General features: G+C 71.6%; 19 protein-coding genes. 16 read left to right on the top strand and 3 right to left on the bottom strand.

Annotated elements, in window-relative coordinates; translation table 11 throughout:
- The first annotated feature begins 4 nt into the window (after positions 1-4).
- Positions 5-541: a phosphatase PAP2 family protein gene (locus J3R08_RS20485; protein WP_158559977.1), complete on the top strand. Its 537-nt coding sequence runs from the start codon at positions 5-7 to the stop codon at positions 539-541.
- A 748-nt stretch (positions 542-1,289) separates the two neighbouring features.
- Positions 1,290-1,676, top strand: a complete 387-nt coding sequence (locus J3R08_RS20480) for a hypothetical protein (protein WP_124778765.1) — start codon at positions 1,290-1,292, stop codon at positions 1,674-1,676.
- Between the two features lie 82 nt (positions 1,677-1,758).
- On the opposite strand, the gene J3R08_RS20475 is transcribed toward J3R08_RS20480, so the two are convergent.
- Entirely contained in the window at positions 1,759-3,396 is a 1,638-nt protein-coding gene (locus J3R08_RS20475) for a hypothetical protein (protein WP_043322839.1), read from the bottom strand.
- A 755-nt stretch (positions 3,397-4,151) separates the two neighbouring features.
- Between J3R08_RS20475 and J3R08_RS20470 the strand changes: the two genes are divergently transcribed.
- Genes J3R08_RS20470 through J3R08_RS20445 form a run of 6 tightly spaced genes read left to right on the top strand, consistent with a single transcriptional unit; the run spans position 4,152 to position 8,705 of the window.
- Positions 4,152-4,454 carry an urease subunit gamma gene (locus J3R08_RS20470; protein ID WP_187693725.1) on the top strand — a complete coding sequence of 101 codons (303 nt, stop codon included), beginning with the start codon at positions 4,152-4,154 and terminating at the stop codon, positions 4,452-4,454.
- Positions 4,451-4,831: an urease subunit beta gene (locus J3R08_RS20465; protein WP_069088292.1), complete on the top strand. Its 381-nt coding sequence runs from the start codon at positions 4,451-4,453 to the stop codon at positions 4,829-4,831. Before J3R08_RS20470 ends, J3R08_RS20465 begins: the two co-directional genes overlap by 4 nt.
- On the top strand, positions 4,828-6,531 hold the full coding sequence (locus J3R08_RS20460; protein ID WP_043322842.1) for an urease subunit alpha: 1,704 nt from the start codon (positions 4,828-4,830) through the stop codon (positions 6,529-6,531). The genes J3R08_RS20465 and J3R08_RS20460 overlap by 4 nt, the downstream gene beginning before the upstream one ends.
- Positions 6,531-7,220 carry an urease accessory protein UreF gene (locus J3R08_RS20455; protein WP_209962498.1) on the top strand — a complete coding sequence of 230 codons (690 nt, stop codon included), beginning with the start codon at positions 6,531-6,533 and terminating at the stop codon, positions 7,218-7,220. Before J3R08_RS20460 ends, J3R08_RS20455 begins: the two co-directional genes overlap by 1 nt.
- The gene (gene ureG, locus J3R08_RS20450) at positions 7,210-7,968 is read left to right on the top strand and encodes an urease accessory protein UreG (RefSeq protein WP_197494839.1); all 759 of its coding nucleotides are present in this window, start codon (positions 7,210-7,212) and stop codon (positions 7,966-7,968) included. Before J3R08_RS20455 ends, ureG begins: the two co-directional genes overlap by 11 nt.
- Entirely contained in the window at positions 7,968-8,705 is a 738-nt protein-coding gene (locus J3R08_RS20445) for an urease accessory protein UreD (protein ID WP_209962496.1), read from the top strand. The genes ureG and J3R08_RS20445 overlap by 1 nt, the downstream gene beginning before the upstream one ends.
- Here the strand turns inward: J3R08_RS20445 and J3R08_RS20440 are convergent.
- Positions 8,692-9,168, bottom strand: coding sequence for a MarR family winged helix-turn-helix transcriptional regulator (locus tag J3R08_RS20440; protein WP_209962493.1), 477 nt, complete (start codon positions 9,166-9,168; stop codon positions 8,692-8,694). The genes J3R08_RS20445 and J3R08_RS20440 overlap by 14 nt on opposite strands.
- Before the next feature lie 96 nt (positions 9,169-9,264).
- Between J3R08_RS20440 and J3R08_RS20435 the strand changes: the two genes are divergently transcribed.
- The 8 genes from J3R08_RS20435 (at position 9,265) to J3R08_RS20400 (ending at position 17,470) form a co-directional block, all read left to right on the top strand.
- Positions 9,265-10,347 carry a substrate-binding domain-containing protein gene (locus J3R08_RS20435; protein WP_043322855.1) on the top strand — a complete coding sequence of 361 codons (1,083 nt, stop codon included), beginning with the start codon at positions 9,265-9,267 and terminating at the stop codon, positions 10,345-10,347.
- A gap of 404 nt (positions 10,348-10,751) precedes the next feature.
- Entirely contained in the window at positions 10,752-11,996 is a 1,245-nt protein-coding gene (gene urtA, locus J3R08_RS20430; RefSeq protein ID WP_043322858.1) for an urea ABC transporter substrate-binding protein, read from the top strand.
- A gap of 65 nt (positions 11,997-12,061) precedes the next feature.
- On the top strand, positions 12,062-12,949 hold the full coding sequence (gene urtB / locus J3R08_RS20425) for an urea ABC transporter permease subunit UrtB (protein WP_043329910.1): 888 nt from the start codon (positions 12,062-12,064) through the stop codon (positions 12,947-12,949).
- Complete coding sequence (urtC, locus tag J3R08_RS20420) at positions 12,946-14,076, top strand: urea ABC transporter permease subunit UrtC (RefSeq protein ID WP_209962491.1); 1,131 nt, start codon at positions 12,946-12,948, stop codon at positions 14,074-14,076. The genes urtB and urtC overlap by 4 nt, the downstream gene beginning before the upstream one ends.
- Entirely contained in the window at positions 14,073-14,849 is a 777-nt protein-coding gene (urtD, locus tag J3R08_RS20415) for an urea ABC transporter ATP-binding protein UrtD (RefSeq protein ID WP_209962489.1), read from the top strand. Before urtC ends, urtD begins: the two co-directional genes overlap by 4 nt.
- Positions 14,849-15,541 carry an urea ABC transporter ATP-binding subunit UrtE gene (gene urtE / locus J3R08_RS20410; RefSeq protein WP_069088657.1) on the top strand — a complete coding sequence of 231 codons (693 nt, stop codon included), beginning with the start codon at positions 14,849-14,851 and terminating at the stop codon, positions 15,539-15,541. The genes urtD and urtE overlap by 1 nt, the downstream gene beginning before the upstream one ends.
- A 182-nt stretch (positions 15,542-15,723) precedes the next feature.
- Positions 15,724-16,791 carry a lytic polysaccharide monooxygenase gene (locus J3R08_RS20405; protein WP_043322864.1) on the top strand — a complete coding sequence of 356 codons (1,068 nt, stop codon included), beginning with the start codon at positions 15,724-15,726 and terminating at the stop codon, positions 16,789-16,791.
- A gap of 94 nt (positions 16,792-16,885) precedes the next feature.
- On the top strand, positions 16,886-17,470 hold the full coding sequence (locus tag J3R08_RS20400; RefSeq protein ID WP_104112210.1) for a hypothetical protein: 585 nt from the start codon (positions 16,886-16,888) through the stop codon (positions 17,468-17,470).
- A gap of 109 nt (positions 17,471-17,579) precedes the next feature.
- Here the strand turns inward: J3R08_RS20400 and J3R08_RS20395 are convergent, their stop codons facing one another.
- Positions 17,580-18,179, bottom strand: coding sequence for a TetR/AcrR family transcriptional regulator (locus J3R08_RS20395; RefSeq protein ID WP_043322870.1), 600 nt, complete (start codon positions 18,177-18,179; stop codon positions 17,580-17,582).
- Positions 18,180-18,300 lie beyond the last annotated feature (121 nt).

The following is an 18,300-nucleotide window of genomic DNA, read 5'->3' as shown; positions in this document are numbered from 1 at the left end:
CATGGTGAACTACCGCCTGTTCGAACTCATCAACGATCACGCCGGACGCATCGACGGTATCGACGACGCCATGGAGTTCGCCGCGACCAGGTTGCTGTATCTGATCTTCGCAGTCACCGCGTTGCTTGCCGTGGTGACACTGCGCCGCCGACGAACACGCCCGGTCGTCGAGCTCGGCGCCGCCCTGGTCCTCGCCTTTGCCGCAGCCACCGTCCTGGCGCATTCGAACAGTCAGCAGCGCCCGTTCCAGAGTCATCACGTGCACCAGCTGATCCCTCACGGTGCGGGAGTTTCGCTGCCCAGCGACCACGCCACCGCCGCGTTCGCGCTGGCGTTCGGCGCTTACGCCTTCCTGAGCCGCCGGTGGGGCGTGGTACTGGCCGGAGCGGCGCTTGTCGTCGGGGTCGCCCGCGTCTGGGTCGGCGTGCACTACCCAGGCGACATCCTCGCCGCGGCAGTCATCGCCGGCCTCGCCGTCGTGGCCGTCAGCCTGGCGGGCCACCGCCGGCGTCGACTCGGCGCACCGAGTCGACGAACATAGCGGGGCACCAGTCAGCCGGACCCTGGCTCCGATCATCACATTTACGAGGCGCCACCGCGTGAAGCCTTCGGTAACGACGAGGCCGTCACCAGTGATGACCGGCGTATGTCCCAGGACGTGCCTCATGCCGGGCTGCCGCGAGGCAGACCATGCGTTGGGCGCTCTGCTTGTGACGCCCCTGCCATGGCCGCCGCCCGCGCAGGCGATGTGCGGGGCGGTGGCTGTGCCTCGGGGAGCGGGCTGCCCGTTGGGCCCTACGAGGCGTCCGCTTGGCCTGGGCGGTCAGGGGACCCAGCAGACGGAGGTTGCCGTGGGCCGGGACGCCGGGGTCGGTGGCGCAGAGGAACAGCGTCTGGTCCGGGGTGCCCGGCATGGCGCCTCGTCAGCATGCTCGGTCCGACCGCCGGGTGGCTCATCCGCTTGATGCCGTGCCCGCGCTCGTACACGTGGTGCCTGTTGCGGCAGGTACCGGACTGCGGATTCCTGATCGGCAGCTCGCTGACGAGCTGGTTGTTCGGGTGCACGGGTCGCCCGGCGCGCCTGCACGGCCGGTGCATGTGGTCACGCACCGACCGTTCTCGGCCCGCCGGAGGTCACCCGCAGCGGTGACGCTCCCGCTTCGGTGTCTGGGATCGGCTCGTTTCGGCAAAGATCGGAGGGCGGGGCAGGCGCAGCAAGGGGCCCGAATGGGTGTCTGCCCGCCACATCGACGCTCCGCCAGCAGGGGCGAGTTCCTACGGAGGGTGTGGTGGCCGACGGGAACGCAAGCGACAGGGGCCTGCGGCTGGCGGCTGTCCTGCTGGGCCTGGCCGGGATCTTCGACGCGGTAGCTGGTGCGGCCGACCTGAGCGGCGCCCGCTACGTCTCGGTTGCTGACGGTGCCGTGCACGAGCACGACCTCACCGGCTGGGCTTGGCTGCATCTGGCCGTCGGGGTGTTCACGGCGCTGGCCGGAGCCCTCGGACCGCTCCGCCGCCGTTGGTCGACGTCCCTGGCTCTGGCCGCGGTGGTGATCTTCGTCGGGCTCCACCTGTTCTTCCTCACCTATCACCCGATCCGCACGGTGCTGGTGCTCGGACTGGCACTGGCTGCCGCCCGCTTACTGATCATCAATCGATCTCGCGCTGTCGCTTGAGAGCGTCCGGGCGACGGTTACCCGCACACCTACGCAAGCGAGTGGCCGGCTCCGCGGTGGGCCGGCGACCAACGAGGACGGATCAGTCGGTTGGCTGACACACCTTCCCCGTGAAGGCGGGATCGGGTTGCCGGAACGCGGACCAGGCCGGGTTGGCCGCGATGGGCAGGGGCGGGGCCTGCCAGGCGGCGCCGAGACGTTGCAGGAGTGGGTACTCCTCGCGTTCCTGCTGGATCGGTTCGCCGGAGAGGAAGGTCAGGAGCCGGTCTTCGACCAGGCTGCGGTTGAGAAGACCCCCGTGTACGCCGGGCATCTGGAAGACGGGGATCCCGCTGTAGTCGCCGGGTGGCGCCTCTGCGGCCGTGGTGGTGGGAATGAAGGCGACCATCCGGATCCCGGGCACCGGACACATGAGTTGGTTACGGTAGAACGGCGCGTCGTCGACCAGGGAGCGGATGAACGGTTCGTCGGGCCCGGCATGTGGGCCACCGAACAGGCGCATCACGCCGAACACGATCCGAAGCTGCGATCCCGTCGCCACGCCCCAGCCGTGGTTCTCGCGCGGGGGCGGGTAGTAGGCGCGACCCGCGTTGATCAGAGGACTGAACATGGCCAGCGTGTCGACGGCGGGGTGCGCTCGCTGCTGAAGGTAGGTTCGGGCGACGATCGCGCCTTCGCTTTCCCCGATCAGGGCGATCGGCCGGCCGGTGCGCTGGTGTAGTCGTCGCACCTGTGCGTCGAGGAGTCCCACGCTGTCCGCCACCGAGATCGTGGTGTCGTGCGGCCGGTAGGGCAGGGGTGTGCCGTCCCGGCTCAACCCCCGGTAGGAGAACCTCTCGACACGATTGTCGAGAGGTTGCTCGCCCCCGTACGACGACCCGTAACCTGCGAGGACGATGACTGCCTGCGGCACGTCGGGCGGCAGCGGGTGGTCGAGGACCACCGCCTCAGCCCGCAGGCTCTTGTCCGGCACGGCATCCACCATCGGCGGGATGAGCAACGGCACCGCAAGGGCGAGAACCGCCGCGACGGGAGTCGCCGGCACCCTCACCCACCGTGTCGATGGATTGATCAGCGCGGTACGGACCGTCCGGTTCCACAGCAGCCCGTTGACCACCCCGGCCACGGCGGCCACCGGCACCGACCACCAGCCCGGCAGACTCCAGCACAACGCGCCGGCCACGGTCAGCACCACGAAGTTGAGCATCGACCATCCCACCAGCGAGATCGACGGCAGGCCTCGCCACCACGGCCCTACCACAGCCGCCCGTTGCAGGAATGGCGCCAGCAGGAACAACGGCACCAGGGAGGCCAGCAGGACCCAGGACAGCGCCACCACCGACGCGGCCACCGAGATCAAGGCCCACGGGGCGACGAAGACCGCCACCAACGCGGCGAGCCCGACATTCCGTTTCAACAGCCACCGCGCCGGTGGCCGAGGCACCTCAGCCGGCCATGCCAACATCACCAGCAGCGTGTGGAAGAGCCCTCGGGCCACCACCAGCAAACTGAGCCAGAACACGAATGACGGCCACGAGTCGTGATAGACATACAGCCACCGCAGGTCGTGGTAGGTGTCGTACGGCCACACCGCCGCCGCCTGCGGCGCGAGGCCCCGCGCCGCGACGAAACCCAGCGAGACCAAGACGACGGCCTCGACCGTCGGAGACACCGCGGTCAGCAGCAGCAGGCCCACCAGTCTGCGGTCCGCGACCAGCACGCTGCCTCCCTTGCCGTTGCCCTCTGCATGGAGATTTCCGCACACCACACCCAAACGACGGCGTATCCCGCAAGGCCGTACCCGATAGGAACAGCACCGCCGCGCCTGCCGGGATGGCCGGACCGCGAAGGCCGCGTTGCTGGCGCCGCCGGCTGCCCTTCTGGGAGCGGGTTCGGACCCTTGTCAGCGAGTCGACATCCGCGCACCGCGCCGGCTACCCACCACCGGGCGGGCCCTCACCCTCCGGCAACCTGTCCGACATCGACGCCGCCGGCCGCGGCGGCTGCACCTGCGCCCTCGACGTAGGGACGGAGTTCGGCGACGCATCGCGGCAGCGCGTTCGAGCACCGCCTGCCGTCGGATCTCCTCGTCTTCGCACCACAGTTGCAGGAATACCCGACGACGGCTTCCCCGACGTGCGCCCGCGTCAGCTCGCGAATGGGGTACTGCGGGCGTCCCTGGCGTGCCATCCGACCCGGACACCGGCAGGGCTCGATCCCTCACACCGAGCACACTGTTGCCCCCGCCGGTGGCGATCCTCTACGGTCTGCTCAAGCGGTGGGCGGTGCGGTCCGCATCCGACCGACACCGCCGGGTGCCCGTCGCGCGGGCCGGGATGGTGGAGTCCCGGGCCACCCGTAGGCGGCGTCGCGGCGGTCGTGTGACTCCAGCTCGTACTCCGGGTGGTCCTGCCCGGCGCGGCTCCACGCGGAGCCGACGGCGAGCGGGCCACGCCGACCCCACCGGAGAATCCCGTGTTCCTCAGCCCGCACGAGCAGGACCGCCTGCTCGTCCACGTCGCGGCCGACGTCGCTCGCCGCCGCCGCGAGCGCGGCCTGCGACTCAACTATCCCGAAGCCGTCGCGATCATCACCGCTTTCCTTCTCGAAGGGGCCCGTGACGGACGGTCGGTGGTCGACCTCATGTCGGCCGGCCGGAGCGTGCTCGGCCGCGAGGACGTCCAGGAGGGCATCCCCGAGCTGCTGAGGGAGGTGCAGGTGGAGGCGACGTTCCCGGACGGTACCAAGCTCGTGACGGTGCACCACCCGATCCCGTGATCCCCGGGGAGATCCTGCCGGCGGCCGGCCCGGTCGAGATCAACGTGGGCCGGCCGGTGACCACTCTGGTCGTGGTCAACACGGCCGACCGTCCGGTGCAGGTCGGCTCGCACTACCACTTCGCCGAGGCCAACCCGGCCCTGATGTTCGATCGGGCGCTCGCCTGGGGTCAGCGTCTCGCCGTTGCGGCGGGCACCTCGGTCCGGTTCGAGCCGGGCGTGAGCCGCACCGTCGAGCTGGTTCCGCTCGGCGGCGCACGCGTCGTGCCCGGCCTGCGCGGCGAGTGCGCCGGGCCGCTGGACGAAGCGCCACCGGCCGCGCCGGGAACAGACGCGCCGACGAGCGGGGCGCCGACGACCGACGGGCCGGCGCGGTGACCGCCGTGCGGCGGGACCGCTACATCGATTTGTACGGGCCGACCACCGGCGACCGCATCCGGCTGGCCGACACGAGCCTCCTGATCGAGGTGGAGACCGACCACTGCGCAGGCGGCGACGAGGCGGTCTTCGGCGGCGGGAAGGTGATCCGCGAGTCGATGGGCCAGTCGCGGGCGACCCGCGCCGAGGGCGCCCTCGACACCGTCATCACCGGCGCGGTGGTGCTCGACCACTGGGGGGTGGTCAAGGCCGACGTGGGTCTGCGCGACGGGCGGATCGTGGCGCTGGGCCGGGCCGGCAACCCGGACACCATGCCCGGCGTCCACCCCGAGCTGGTCATCGGCCCGGCCACCGAGGTCATCGCCGGGAACGGCCGGATCCTCACGGCCGGCGCCGTCGACACGCACGTGCACTTCATCTGCCCGGAGATCGTCACCGAGGCGCTCGCCGGCGGCATCACCACACTCGTCGGCGGCGGCACCGGCCCCGCCGAGGGCACCCGGGCCACGACTGTCACCCCGAACGCCTGGCACCTGGCCCGCATGCACGAGGCGCTGGACACGCTGCCGGTCAACGTGCTGCTGCTCGGCAAGGGCAACACCGTCTCACCGGAGGCGCTGTGGGAGCAGCTGCGCGCCGGCGCGGGCGGTTTCAAGCTGCACGAGGACTGGGGCACCACACCGGCGGCGATCGACGCCTGCCTGCGGGTGGCGGACGCCTCCGGGGTGCAGGTCTCCATTCACACCGACACCCTCAACGAGGCCGGTTTCGTGGCCGACACGCTGCGGGCGATCGCCGGCCGGGCCATCCACTCGTACCACACCGAGGGTGCGGGAGGCGGGCACGCGCCGGACATCATCACAGTGGCCGGCGAGCCGAACGTGCTGCCGTCGTCGACCAACCCGACCCGGCCGTACACCGCCAACACCCTGGCCGAGCACCTGGACATGCTGATGGTCTGCCACCATCTCAACCCGTCCGTGCCGGAGGACCTGGCCTTCGCCGAGAGCCGCATCCGGCCGTCCACCATGGCCGCCGAGGACCTGCTGCACGACCTCGGCGCGATCTCCATCATCGGCTCCGACTCGCAGGCGATGGGCCGGGTGGGCGAGGTGATCCTGCGAACCTGGCAGAGCGCGCACGTCATGAAGGAGCGGGTCGGCGCGCTACCCGGCGACGGCGCTGCCGACAACCACCGGGCCCGCCGGTACGTGGCGAAGTACACCATCTGCGCGGCGATGGCGAACGGGCTGGACCGGGAGATCGGCTCGGTCGAGCCGGGCAAGCTGGCCGACCTGGTGCTGTGGGATCCGGCGTTCTTCGGCGTACGACCGCACCTGGTGCTCAAGGGCGGCATGATCGCGTACGCCCAGATGGGTGACGCCAACGCGTCCATCCCGACGCCGCAGCCGGTGCTGCCACGCCCGATGTTCGGGGCGTACGGCGCCGCGGCGGCTGCGACCAGCCTGGCGTTCGTCGCGCCGGCCGCCCTCGACGCCGGGCTGCGCCTGGACGTGCGGCGGCGGGTGGTGCCCGTCGCGGACGTGCGCTCGCGGGGCAAGGCCGACCTGCCGGAGAACGACGCGATGCCCCGGATCGAGGTGGACCCGGACACGTTCACCGTGCGGATCGACGGTCAGGTGGTGGAGCCGGACCCGGTGACACGCCTGCCGATGGCCCAGCGGTACTTCCTGTTCTGATGACGACGTCGAGCCTGCTCCTGCTGGTGGCCGACGGTCGCTTCCCGGCCGGCGCGCACGCCCACTCCGGCGGCCTGGAGGCGGCCGTCGCCGCCGGCCGGGTCACCGACCTGGCCACGTTGGAGGCGTTCCTGGCCGGCCGGCTGGCCACCGCCGGGCTGGTCGGTGCGGCGTTCGCGGCGGCGGCGCACCGGGCGGTGACGTCGGGTTCCGCCGTACGCGGGTCCACGCTGGCGTTGCTCGACGCGGAGCTGGACGCCCGGACGGCGGCGCCGGCGCTGCGTACGGTGTCCCGCCGCCAGGGACGGGCCCTGCTGCGCGCGGGCCGGGCCATCTGGCCGGAGGCGTCCTTCGACGACCTGCCCGCCACACCCGGCGGAGCACACCAGCCGCTGGTGCTCGGGCTGCTCTGCGCCGCCGCGGGCCTGAGCCGCGCCGAGACCGCCACGGTCGCCGTCCACGGGACGGTGACCGGTGCGGCCAGCGCTGCCGTACGCCTGCTCGGCCTCGACCCGTACCGGGTCCAGGCCCTGCTTGTGGGTCTCGCCGGCCGGTGTGACGGCACCGCGGCGGCGGCGGCCCGGGCCGCCGACGACCCACCCGAGCGGCTGCCCGCGGCGGCCGCCCCGCTTGCCGACATCCATGCCGAAGCTCATGCCACCTGGGAGGTGCGTCTCTTTGCGTCCTGACACCGTTGCGCCCGAGGCCGACCGGAATCCTGCCCCGCACGACGAGACCGTTCCGCACACCCACCCCGAGCCGGGGGTGGACCCGCATCCGCCGCTGGCCCAAGCCGGCCGGGCGCTGCGCGTCGGCATCGGCGGGCCGGTCGGGTCCGGCAAGACCGCCCTGGTGGCGGCCCTGTGCCGGGCGTTCGCCGGGGAGCTGCGACTCGGCGTGGTCACAAACGACATCTACACGACCGAGGACGCCGACTTCCTCAAGCGGGCCGGTGTGCTGGACCCGGCCCGGATCCGCGCCGTGGAGACCGGTTGCTGCCCGCACACCGCCATCCGGGACGACATCGGGGCCAACCTCGACGCCGTGGACGAGCTGGCCGAGGCGGTCGGCCCGCTGGACCTGGTGCTGGTCGAGAGCGGCGGGGACAACCTGACCGCCACGTTCAGCCGAGGGCTGGTGGACCGGCAGATATTCGTGGTCGACGTGGCCGGCGGGGACAAGGTGCCGCGCAAGGGCGGACCCGGGGTGACGTCCGCCGACCTGCTCGTGATCAACAAGACCGACCTGGCCCCCATGGTGGGCGCGGACCTGGCCGTCATGGACCGGGACGCGCGGGCCCGGCGCGGCGACCTGCCGACCGTGTTCCTGTCGATCGTCGGCGACCCGGCGGCGGGGCGGGTCGCCGACTGGATCCGCCACGAACTGGCCCACCACGCGGCTCTGCACCCGGTCGCCGCGCGGGGCGGCCCGGCCTGATGCGCGCGTACGCCCGGCTGGTGGCCCGGGCCGACGGCCGGGGCGGCACGGTCCTCGCCGAGTTGAGCGGTGAGACGCCGCTGCTGCTGCGGCAGACGCCCGGGCGCGGTCGGGCCGTGACGGTGTACGTGGTCGGCGGGGCGGCCGGCCCGCTCGCCGGCGACGACCTGCGGCTGGAGATCGACGTGGGACCGGGGGCGGCGGTGCGGTTGCACACCGTCGCCGCCTCGGTCGCCCTGCCCGGCCGGCCCGGCGTCGTGTCGCGGATGGCGGTCCGTGCCGTGGTGCACGACGGCGGCGCGCTGCACTGGCTGCCGGAGCAACTGGTCGCCGCGGCCGGCTGCGCCCACCTCGCCGAGTCCCGGGTCGAGGTGGCCGCCGGGGCGAGGCTGACCTGGCGCGACGAGGTGATCTGCGGCCGGTACGGCGAGGCGCCGGGCAGCGCGGTCGTGCACACCCGGGTCGACTACGACGGCCGTCCGTTGCTGCGCCAGTCGCTTGCCGTGGGACCGGGCGCGCCCGGCTGGGCCGGCCCCGCGGTGCTCGGCGGCGCGCCGGCCACCGGGTCACTGCTGGTGGTGGACCCGTCGCTTCCCCACGAGCCCGCGACGGTCGAGGGCACCGTCGCCCGGCTGCCCCTGGCGGGCGGTCCGGCCACACTGTGGACCGCCACCGCTGCCGACGCGCACACGCTGCGCGCCCACCTCGACGGCGATCCGCTGCTCACCGAGGCGTAGTGAGGCGAAAGCCGGCCGTCTCAGCGTCATCGCGCCGAGCCGCCGGGTCGAGCCGGGCGATCAGGTCGGCGAGGTGGTCGAGCAGGGGAGTGTCGGCCGGTACGCCCGCCTCGGCGAGGCTGGTGCGGACCCGCTCGTCGAGGCGGGCGTGCTCGCGGCGGCCTCGGGCGGTCAGGTGGGCCCGGATGCGTCGCCGGTCCAGCGGGTCGATCCGCCGGAACACCAGGTTCCGGTCGACGAGCTGGTCGACCAGCTTGGTGAGGGTCCCCGGCGGCAACGACGCCTCGGCGGACACTTCGCTCATCGGATGGCCCTGCCCGTCGGCGAGCAGGCAGAGCACCCGCCACGCCTCGGTGGTCAGGTCGTCGTCGGCCAGCACGGCGGCCAACCGGCGGGAGAGCAGCCGTTCGGCGCGGGTGAGCGAGCGCAGCAGATCGGCTGGCGCCCCGGGCACGTCTGACATGGAACTCCCTGGGCCGGTGGCCCTGCCATGGTAGCGACTCGTCCCGCTCCATGGAGAGCTATGGTTTTCCCACGTCGGCCGGGCAATCATGGGCTCATGTCCGCGCCGGCCCCGCCGTGGCTCACAGTCGATCGGGCCGTGGTCAGCATCGCGCTGGTGTACCCGATGCGCGGGCCGGCGGGAATGTTCGGCCCGACCTGCGAACTCTGCGCCCAGCTCGCGGTCGAGGAGATCAACGCCGGTGGCGGGGTGCTGGGCCGCGAGGTGCGGCTGGTGCCGGTCGACGGTGGCGCGCCGCCGGCCGAGGTGGCCGCCCAGGTGGAGGCGCTGGTGTCGGTGGGCGCCGTGCAGGGCGTGACCGGCTGGCACATCTCCTCGGTGCGGCAGGCGCTCGCGCCCCGGGTCGCGCACCGCGTGCCGTACGTCTACACCGCCCTGTACGAGGGCGGTGAGCGTACCGAAGGGGTCTATCTGACCAGCGAGACGCCGGACGCCCAGCTGTGGCCCGCGATGCGGCTGCTCGCGGGGGAGCAGGGCGCGCGCCGCTGGTTCGTGGTCGGCAACGACTACGTGTGGCCCCGGCGCACCGCGCGGGCGGCCCAGCGGTACGCGCTGCGCGGCGGTGGTCGTGTGGTGGGGCAGGCGTTCCTGCCGTTGGAGACACACGACTTCGACGACGTGTTGCGCCGGATCGAGCGCAGCGAGGCCGACGCGGTGGTGATGCTGCTCGTCGGCGCGGACGCGGTGCGGTTCAACCGGGCGTTCGCGCGTGCCGCGATGGACCAGCGCTGCCTGCGGCTGAGCACCCTGATGGACGAGAACATGCTGCTGGCCAGCGGGGCGGGCGCGACGCGGCGGCTCTACAGCACGGCGGGCTTCTTCGCCGGCCTCGTGACGCCGGAGAACCTCGACTTCCACGGCGAGTTCGCCCGCCGGTTCGGGGTGGAGGCGCCGCCGCTGGGCAGCCTGGGGGAGTCCTGCTACGAGGGCGTGATGCTGCTCGCCGCGCTGATCGGGCAGGCCCGCACCCTGGACGTGCGGGCGATCGAGACGGCTGCCGACACGGTGGCGTACCACGGGCCGCGCGGCCGGCTGCAGCTGCGTCGACGGCACGTGCGCCAGCGGATCTACCTCGCCGAGGCAGACGGTCTCGACTTCACAGTGCTCGCCCAGCTCTGACCGCCCGGTACCGGCCCTTGACACGTCCACCCGGCCCGGCCCTAAGATACTTCCTGCGTGAAGTATCTACCCCAGGGGTGGATACCGCGAATGTCTGTCCACCGTCGGCGGAATCTGTCCGCCGACCATTGTGGTGGCGCAATTCTTCACCGAATTCATCACGGCTGGCACCGCCTCGCACGGGGCGGTGTCAGCCGTTGCGGCGTGCGTTCTCTCCGGGTTTCCGGGAAACAGTCAATTAAGGACCGGGAAACGTCCGCGCAATCATGCCGGTCAACGCTTTGCGTGCCCATAGCCGATGCGATGACCACAGGCGACGTCCACCCGTCGACCCCGGCATCGCCAACTCCACCGGACCGCACCGACCGTCCTTTCGCTACTTGAGCGCACCGCAGGGAGATTAGATGTCACTTCTTTGGGGCCGCCGCATCCTGGCGGGGGCCATGACCCTCGTCGCCGCGGTCGCCGTGACCGCGTGCGGCAGCAAGACCAGTGACGAGGGCGGCGCGGCCGGCGTCACCGCCGACGTCTCCGGCGACACCGTCAAGGTGGGCCTGCTCAACTCGCTCTCCGGCACCATGGCGATCAGCGAGGTCACCGTCCGCGACTCCATCATGCTCGCCGTCGAGGAGATCAACGCGGCCGGCGGCGTCCTCGGCAAGAAGATCCAGCCGATCGGGGAGGACGGCGCCTCGGACTGGCCCACCTTCGCGGAGAAGGCCGAGAAGCTGATCTCCGAGGACCGGGTCGCGGCCGTTTTCGGGTGCTGGACGTCGGCCAGCCGCAAGGCGGTCAAGCCGGTGTTCGAGAAGAACAAGGCGCTGCTGTTCTACCCGGTGCAGTACGAGGGCCTGGAACAGTCGCCCTACATCTTCTACACGGGCGCGACGACAAACCAGCAGATCGTCCCCGGGCTCGACTACCTCAAGGCCCAGGGAACGAAATCGGTCTACCTGGTCGGCAGCGACTACGTCTTCCCGCGAACGGCGAACAAAATCATCAAGGCGTACGCGGCGGCGAACGGCATGACTGTGGTCGGTGAGGATTACGCGCCGCTCGGGTCCACCGAATTCGGCACGATCGTCAACAAGGTCAGGTCGTCCGGCGCGAAGGCGGTCTTCAACACCCTCAACGGCGACAGCAACGTGGCGTTCTTCAAGGAGTACAAGTCGGCCGGGCTCACCGCCGCCGCGATGCCTGTGGTGTCGGTGTCCATCGCCGAGGAGGAGGTCAAGAGCATCGGCACCCAGTACCTGGAGGGTCAGCTGACCGCCTGGAACTACTACCAGACCACGCCCGGCGCGGCGAACGGCAAGTTCGTGGCCGCGTACAAGGCGAAGTACGGCGCGGACAAGCCGACGAGCGACCCGATGGAAGCCGCCTACGTCAGCGTCTACCTGTGGAAGGCGATGGTCGAGAAGGCCGGCGCGTTCGACGTCGAGAAGGTCCGTGGCGCCTCCGACGGCATCACCTTCGAGGCGCCGGAGGGCCTGGTCACCGTCGACGGCAAGACCCAGCACATCGCCAAGACCGCCCGCATCGGCAAGGTCGGCGCGGACGGCCTGATCACCGAGGTGTGGAACTCCGGCAAGCCGATCGCGCCGGACCCGTATCTGAAGACCTATCCGTGGGCGAGCGGCCTGAGCTGACGACGCCGGCCCCGGGCGGGGTGGCCCCGCCCGGGGCTTCGACCAGCAGTACGGGAGTACCCACCGTGACAGTCCTCTTCGGTCAACTCTTCACCGGCATCAGCATCGGCGCGGTGCTGCTGCTCATCGCGCTCGGGCTGGCGCTGACCTTCGGCCAGATGAACGTCATCAACATGGCGCACGGCGAGTTCATCATGGCCGGCGCGTACACCACGTACGTGCTGCAACAGAGCATCACCGGCGCCGGCCTGTCGCTGCTGGTCGCGCTGCCGGTGGCGTTCGTGGTCGCCGGCACGATGGGGGTGCTGCTGGAGATCCTGCTGATCCGCCGGCTCTACGCCCGTCCGCTGGACACCCTGCTGGTCACCTGGGGCGTGTCCCTGATGCTGCAACAGCTCGCGCGGGACATCTTCGGCAGTCCGAACGTGCAGACCCGCGCGCCGGATCTGCTCACCGGCAACGTGGCGGTGCCCGGCGGGCTGACGGTCGCCAACAACCGGCTGTTCATCCTGGCCCTGGCCCTGGCCGCCGTCGCCGCCCTCACGCTGGCGCTGCGGTTCACCCCGCTCGGACGCCGGATCCGCGCGGTCGTGCAGAACCGCGACCTCGCCGCGGTGTCCGGCATCCCCACCGCCCGGGTCGACCGGACGACCTTCTTTCTCGGCTCGGGCCTGGCCGGGCTCGCCGGGGTGGCGCTCACCCTTCTCGGCCCGATCGGCCCGACCATGGGCACCAACCTGATCATCGACGCCTTCCTGGTCGTCGTGGTCGGCGGGATCGGTCAGCTCAAGGGCAGCGTGATCGTTGCCTTCGCCCTCGGGGTCCTCCAGGCCACCGGGGAGTACCTCACGACCCTCAGCGTCGCCAAGGTGATCGTCTTCGTGGCGATCGTCGCGTTCCTCCAGTGGCGGCCACAGGGCCTGTTCACCCTGCGGACCAGGAGCCTCGCATGACCGCCGTGACACCCGCGCCGCCGAGCACCGCCGGCGCACCGGCCCCGGCCGACGTCGCGCCTGGGAGCCGGCCCGGTGGCCGGTCCCGGCTGCGCGCGGCGGCGGGGTTCGCGTTCGGCGCGGCGCTGCTGTTCGCCGTCGCGCCGCTGGCGCTGTCGGACTTCCGGCTGGCCCTGCTCGCCAAGTACCTCTGCGTCGCCATGGTGGCCGTCGGCATCGGCATCGCCTGGGGGCGCGGCGGCATGCTCACCCTCGGCCAGGGCGTCTTCTTCGGCCTGGGCGGCTACGCGATGGCCATGCACCTCAAGCTCGCCGACGCGGGTCCCGGTGGGATGCCCGACTTCATGCAGCTGTACGGGCAGCTCGACGAACTGCCGGTCTGGTGGCGGCCGTTCGCCAGCCCGTGGTTCGCGCTGCCGGCCACGGTGCTGCTGCCGATGGCCGTCGCGTTCGGGCTCGGCTCACTGGTGTTCCGCCGCCGGGTGCGGGGCGCGTACTTCGCCATCCTCAGCCAGGCGCTCGCCGCCGCCATGGTGATCCTGTTGATCGGCCAGCAGGGGACCACCGGCGGCACCAACGGGCTCACCGACATCCAGGGCTTCTTCGGTTACGACCTGGACGACCCGGTCAACCAGCGGATGGTCTACTTCATCATCGCCGGCGTCCTGCTCGCGCTGCTCGCGCTGGCCCGCCAGATCGTCCACAGCCGCTACGGGGAACTGCTGGTGGCGGTGCGGGACAGCGAGGAGCGGGTCCGCTTCCTCGGCTACGACCCGGCGTCGGTCAAGCTCGTCGCCTACGTGGTGGCGGCGGGTATGGCGGGCCTCGCCGGCGCGCTGTTCGTGCCGGCGGTGGGCATCATCTCGCCCGCCCTCATCGGCATCGTCCCGTCGATCGAGTTCGTCATCGGTGTGGCGGTGGGCGGCCGGGCCACGCTGCTCGGGCCGGTGCTCGGCGCGGTGGCGGTGGCCTGGGCGCGTACCGCCCTCTCCGAACGTTTCCCGGGCACCTGGACGTACCTGCAGGGTCTGCTCTTCGTGGTGGTCGTGGCGTTCCTTCCCGGCGGCCTGGCGTCGCTGTGGGCGCTGGCCCGCCGCCGCGCCGAGCGGGCGGAGGTGCGCCCGTGAGCGACGACCGGCTGGACGGGCTGTCCGTCCGTGACGTGCGGGTCAGCTTCGACGGCTTCACCGCCGTCGACGGCGTCTCGCTGGAGGTGCCCGCCGGTGACATCCGGTTCCTGATCGGGCCGAACGGCGCCGGCAAGACCACCCTTGTCGACGCGATCACCGGTCTGGTGCGGGCCACCGGCTCGGTGCGCTTCGGCGACCAGGAGCTGCTGGGTCGCCCGGTGCACCGGATCAGCCGGCTCGGCATCGGCCGGACGTTCCAGACGTCGACGGTCTTCGAGGAGCTGTCGGTCGTGCAGAACCTCGACATCGCCGCGGGCGCCCGCCGGAGCTGGGCCACCCTGGCCCGGCGCCGTCGGGGGATCCCCGACGAGGTGGCCGCCGCGCTGGAGACCATCGGGCTGGCCGGCCGGGCCGACCAGCTCGCCGGCACGCTCGCGCACGGCCAGAAGCAGTGGCTGGAGATCGGCATGCTGCTGGTGCAGGACGCGCGGCTGCTGCTGCTCGACGAGCCGGTCGCCGGGATGAGCCACGAGGAGCGCGACGCCACGGGCGTCCTGCTGGAGACGGTGAGCCGGGATCGCACGGTGGTGGTGATCGAGCACGACATGGACTTCCTGCGTCGCTTCGCGCGCAGCGTCACCGTGCTGCACGCGGGGAGGGTGCTCAGCGAGGGCACCGTGGCGCAGGTCCAGGCGGACCCGCGCGTGCAGGAGGTCTACCTCGGCCACCCGGTCGACGCCGGGTCGGTCCCCAGCCCTCTGGAGGCATGATGCTGACCCTGCGTGGGGTGCACGCCGGATACGGGCGTTCCCGGGTGCTGCACGGCGTGGACCTCGCCGTCCCGCCCGACGGGGTGGCCGCGGTGCTCGGGCACAACGGCGCCGGCAAGAGCACCCTGCTGCGGGTCGCGGCGGGCCTGCTGCGCCCGACCGCCGGCACCGTCGAGATGGACGGCGAGGACGTCACCCGTCTCGCGCCGCACGAGCGGGTGGCGCGTGGCATGGCGTACGTCCCGCAGGGCCAGCAGTGCTTCCCGCACCTGACGGCGGCGGAGAACCTGCGCCTCGTCGCCGACGCCCGGCGCGACGGCGCGGTGGCGACGGCGGAGGCGCTGGACCTGTTCCCGGCGCTGCGTCCGCTGCTGCGGCGGCGGGCCGGGCTCCTCTCCGGCGGCCAGCGTCAGCAACTCGCCATCGCCCGCGCGTTGATCACCCGGCCCCGGCTGCTCATGCTCGACGAGCCGACCGAGGGCATCCAGCCGTCGGTGGTCGCCGAGATCCAGGAGCGGATCGTCGAGCTGACCCGGCAGTCCGGCTTCAGCGTGCTGCTCGTCGAGCAGCATCTCGGGTTCGCGCTGCGGGTGGCGAACCGCTATCACGTCCTCGAATCCGGCCGGGTCACCTCGCACGGCGACGGGGGAGTGACGGCGGAGCGGGAGGTACGGGCGGCTCTCGCGGTCTGATCCGGGGCGGGTCCGATTTACATTGACGGCGGTCTTTACTAAGATCGTGGCTGGGAGTCGCCAAGCGCTGCTGGGCAGCAGTGCCGTCCACCTGGTGGGCGGCTTGAATCGATCGGCGTCACCTTCTCCGGGGTGGGCACCCAGCGAGGGCCACTGGGCGTCGGCGCATCCACTGGAGCATCATGAAAATCTCACGGACAGCACGCCGTCTGGGACTGGCCGCGGCCGCAGTTCTCGTCGCCTCGTTCACGATGGTCGTGGTCAACCAGGCCGGTCCGGCCTCGGCGCACGGATCGGTCACCAACCCGCCGTCACGCAACTACGGATGTTACGAGCGCTGGGGTTCCGACCACCTCAACCCCACGATGGCCCAGACCGACCCGATGTGCTGGCAGGCGTGGCAGGCCAACCCGAACACCATGTGGAACTGGAACGGCCTGTACCGCGAGAACGTCGGCGGCAACCACCAGGCCGCCGTGCCGGACGGGCAGCTGTGCAGCGGTGGTCGCACCCAGAACGGCCTGTACGCCTCGCTCGACGCGGTCGGCGCGTGGACCGCGAAGTCGATGCCGAACAACTTCACGCTGACGCTGACCGACGGCGCCAAGCACGGTGCCGACTACATGTTGATCTACATCACCAAGCAGGGTTTCGACCCGACCACCCAGCCCCTCACCTGGAACAGCCTCGAACTGGTGCTGCGCACCGGCAGCTACCCGACCACCGGGCTCTACGAGGCGCAGGTGAACGCGGGCAACCGCACCGGGCGGCACGTCGTCTACACCATCTGGCAGGCGTCCCACCTCGACCAGCCGTACTACCTCTGCAGTGACGTGATCTTCGGCGGCGGCAACAACCCGCCGCCGACGACCCCGCCGCCGACCACGGCGCCGCCCACCACCCCGCCGCCCACCACGGCGCCGCCCACCACGCCGCCGCCGGCCGGCAACGGCGCCTGCACCGCCACCTACCGCAAGACCAGCGAGTGGTCCGGTGGCTTCGGCGCCGATGTCACCGTCCAGGCCGGCAACGCCGCCATCTCCGGATGGACGGTGGCGTGGACCTGGCCCAACGGCCAGAGCATCACCAACGCCTGGAACGCGACGGTCACCTCCAGCGGCTCGTCGGTCTCCGCGTCGAACGTCGCCTACAACGGTTCCCTGAGCGCCAACGCCAGCACCAGCTTCGGCTTCAACGCCTCCTGGAACGGCACCAACTCCGCACCCACCCTCACCTGCACCGCCCGGTAACAGCGTCTGCGGTGGGGTGGCGCGGCACGCGCCACCCCACCGCCGGCAGGGCCCTGCGCCAGCATCAGGAACCGCGACGAGGTGAGGAACGACAATGATTTCCCGGGTAGGCGTCGGCGGCTGGTACCGAAGCGTCTTCGTGTGGATCGAGGTGTGCCTGCTTGCCGCGTCGCTCGGTGTGGCCGCCCTGGTCACCTCGACCACCCCGAGGACGGACCCGGCAGTTCTCCGCCAGGAGATCCTGACCCGGATGCGTACGACCCTCGAGCAGGCGGACCCGAAAGATCATCAGCACGCCGGGCACACCGCCCCACAGGCGCCGGCCGGAGAGCAGGCGCCGCCGGCGATCGTCTGCGGGGTCCATGTCTACGGTTACGAGCCCACCGGGGCCGCCACACTGGCCGACGTCGAGACGGTCTACGGCTTCCACCTCTGCGGCGTCGCCGAACAGAAGCGCCACTGGGACGGGGCGGTCAAGCTCGTCGGCCCGGTGATCATGGACATGACCACCCAACCTCCCGGCATTCAGGTGGTCGAGGCGACCGCCGACGTCAGGTTCGTCGACCGGCTACGGGAGATGTTCCCCGACAAGTACGAGGAACTGGCGCTCAGGGAGGCGTTGCCCGCATCGGAGATGGCCGACCTGCGACGCCGGTACGACGCCGCCGCCGGCCTCTGACCACGCCGGACGGCCCACACCCGCCGGCGGGCAAGCGGCCTGGCCGGCAGCAGATCGTCACCGGCGGGGATGCTCTCCTTCCGCCGTCTGTGGCAGCTGTTGCGCCGGTTCACGCCCGCGGCGGGTCCAGGAAGCGTTGTGCCAGATCGGCGAGGGTGTCGGCGGTGGTGTCGACGGGCGCGGTCGGCAGCACGATGTGGCTGACGACCAGTCGCGCGAGGGATTCGGCGCCGACGGTGACGTCATCGGCCGGCACCCGGGGCAGGTGCGTGCCCGCCCACTCGCTCAGCACCGTGACGGCGGCGGCCAGGGCCAGGTCGGCGCGGGTGGTCAGGTAGGGGAGCAGGGCGTCGGTGCCTCGGGCGCTGTTGAGGACGGTTTTGACCAGCGGGTCGGTGCCGGCCTGCGTCAACACGAACGTGACCGCGGCATGGACGGCGGCCCGCACGTCGCCGCCGTGTGCGGACAACGCCTCCCGCACGCCGTCCGTGAACCGGTCGATCTCGCGGTGTGCGATGGCTTCGCCGAGTCCGGCCTTGTTGGTGAACTCGTTGTAGAGCGTCTGCCTGCTCACGCCCACGCGGGCCGCCACGTCGGCCATTCGTACCGCGTCCCAGCCGCGGTCGATCGCCAGGTCGCGGCCGGCCTTGAGGACCGCGTCGCGGAGGTGGCGGCGCGCGGTGTGGCGATAAGGCGGAGGGTCGACCATGGTGCGCCGAGTCTATCGACTGGACACATGCGCCTTGCACGCCCACCAAATTTACGCGGGGCCAGATATTGTCAAGCATGGGTATCCGTGTGACAGTCGACGCAGCGCTCGACACTCCGGA

The organism is Micromonospora sp. HB375 (assembly GCF_017872985.1).
GTDB lineage: Bacteria > Actinomycetota > Actinomycetes > Mycobacteriales > Micromonosporaceae > Micromonospora > Micromonospora chalcea.
This window is presented reverse-complemented; position numbering and strand designations above follow the sequence as displayed.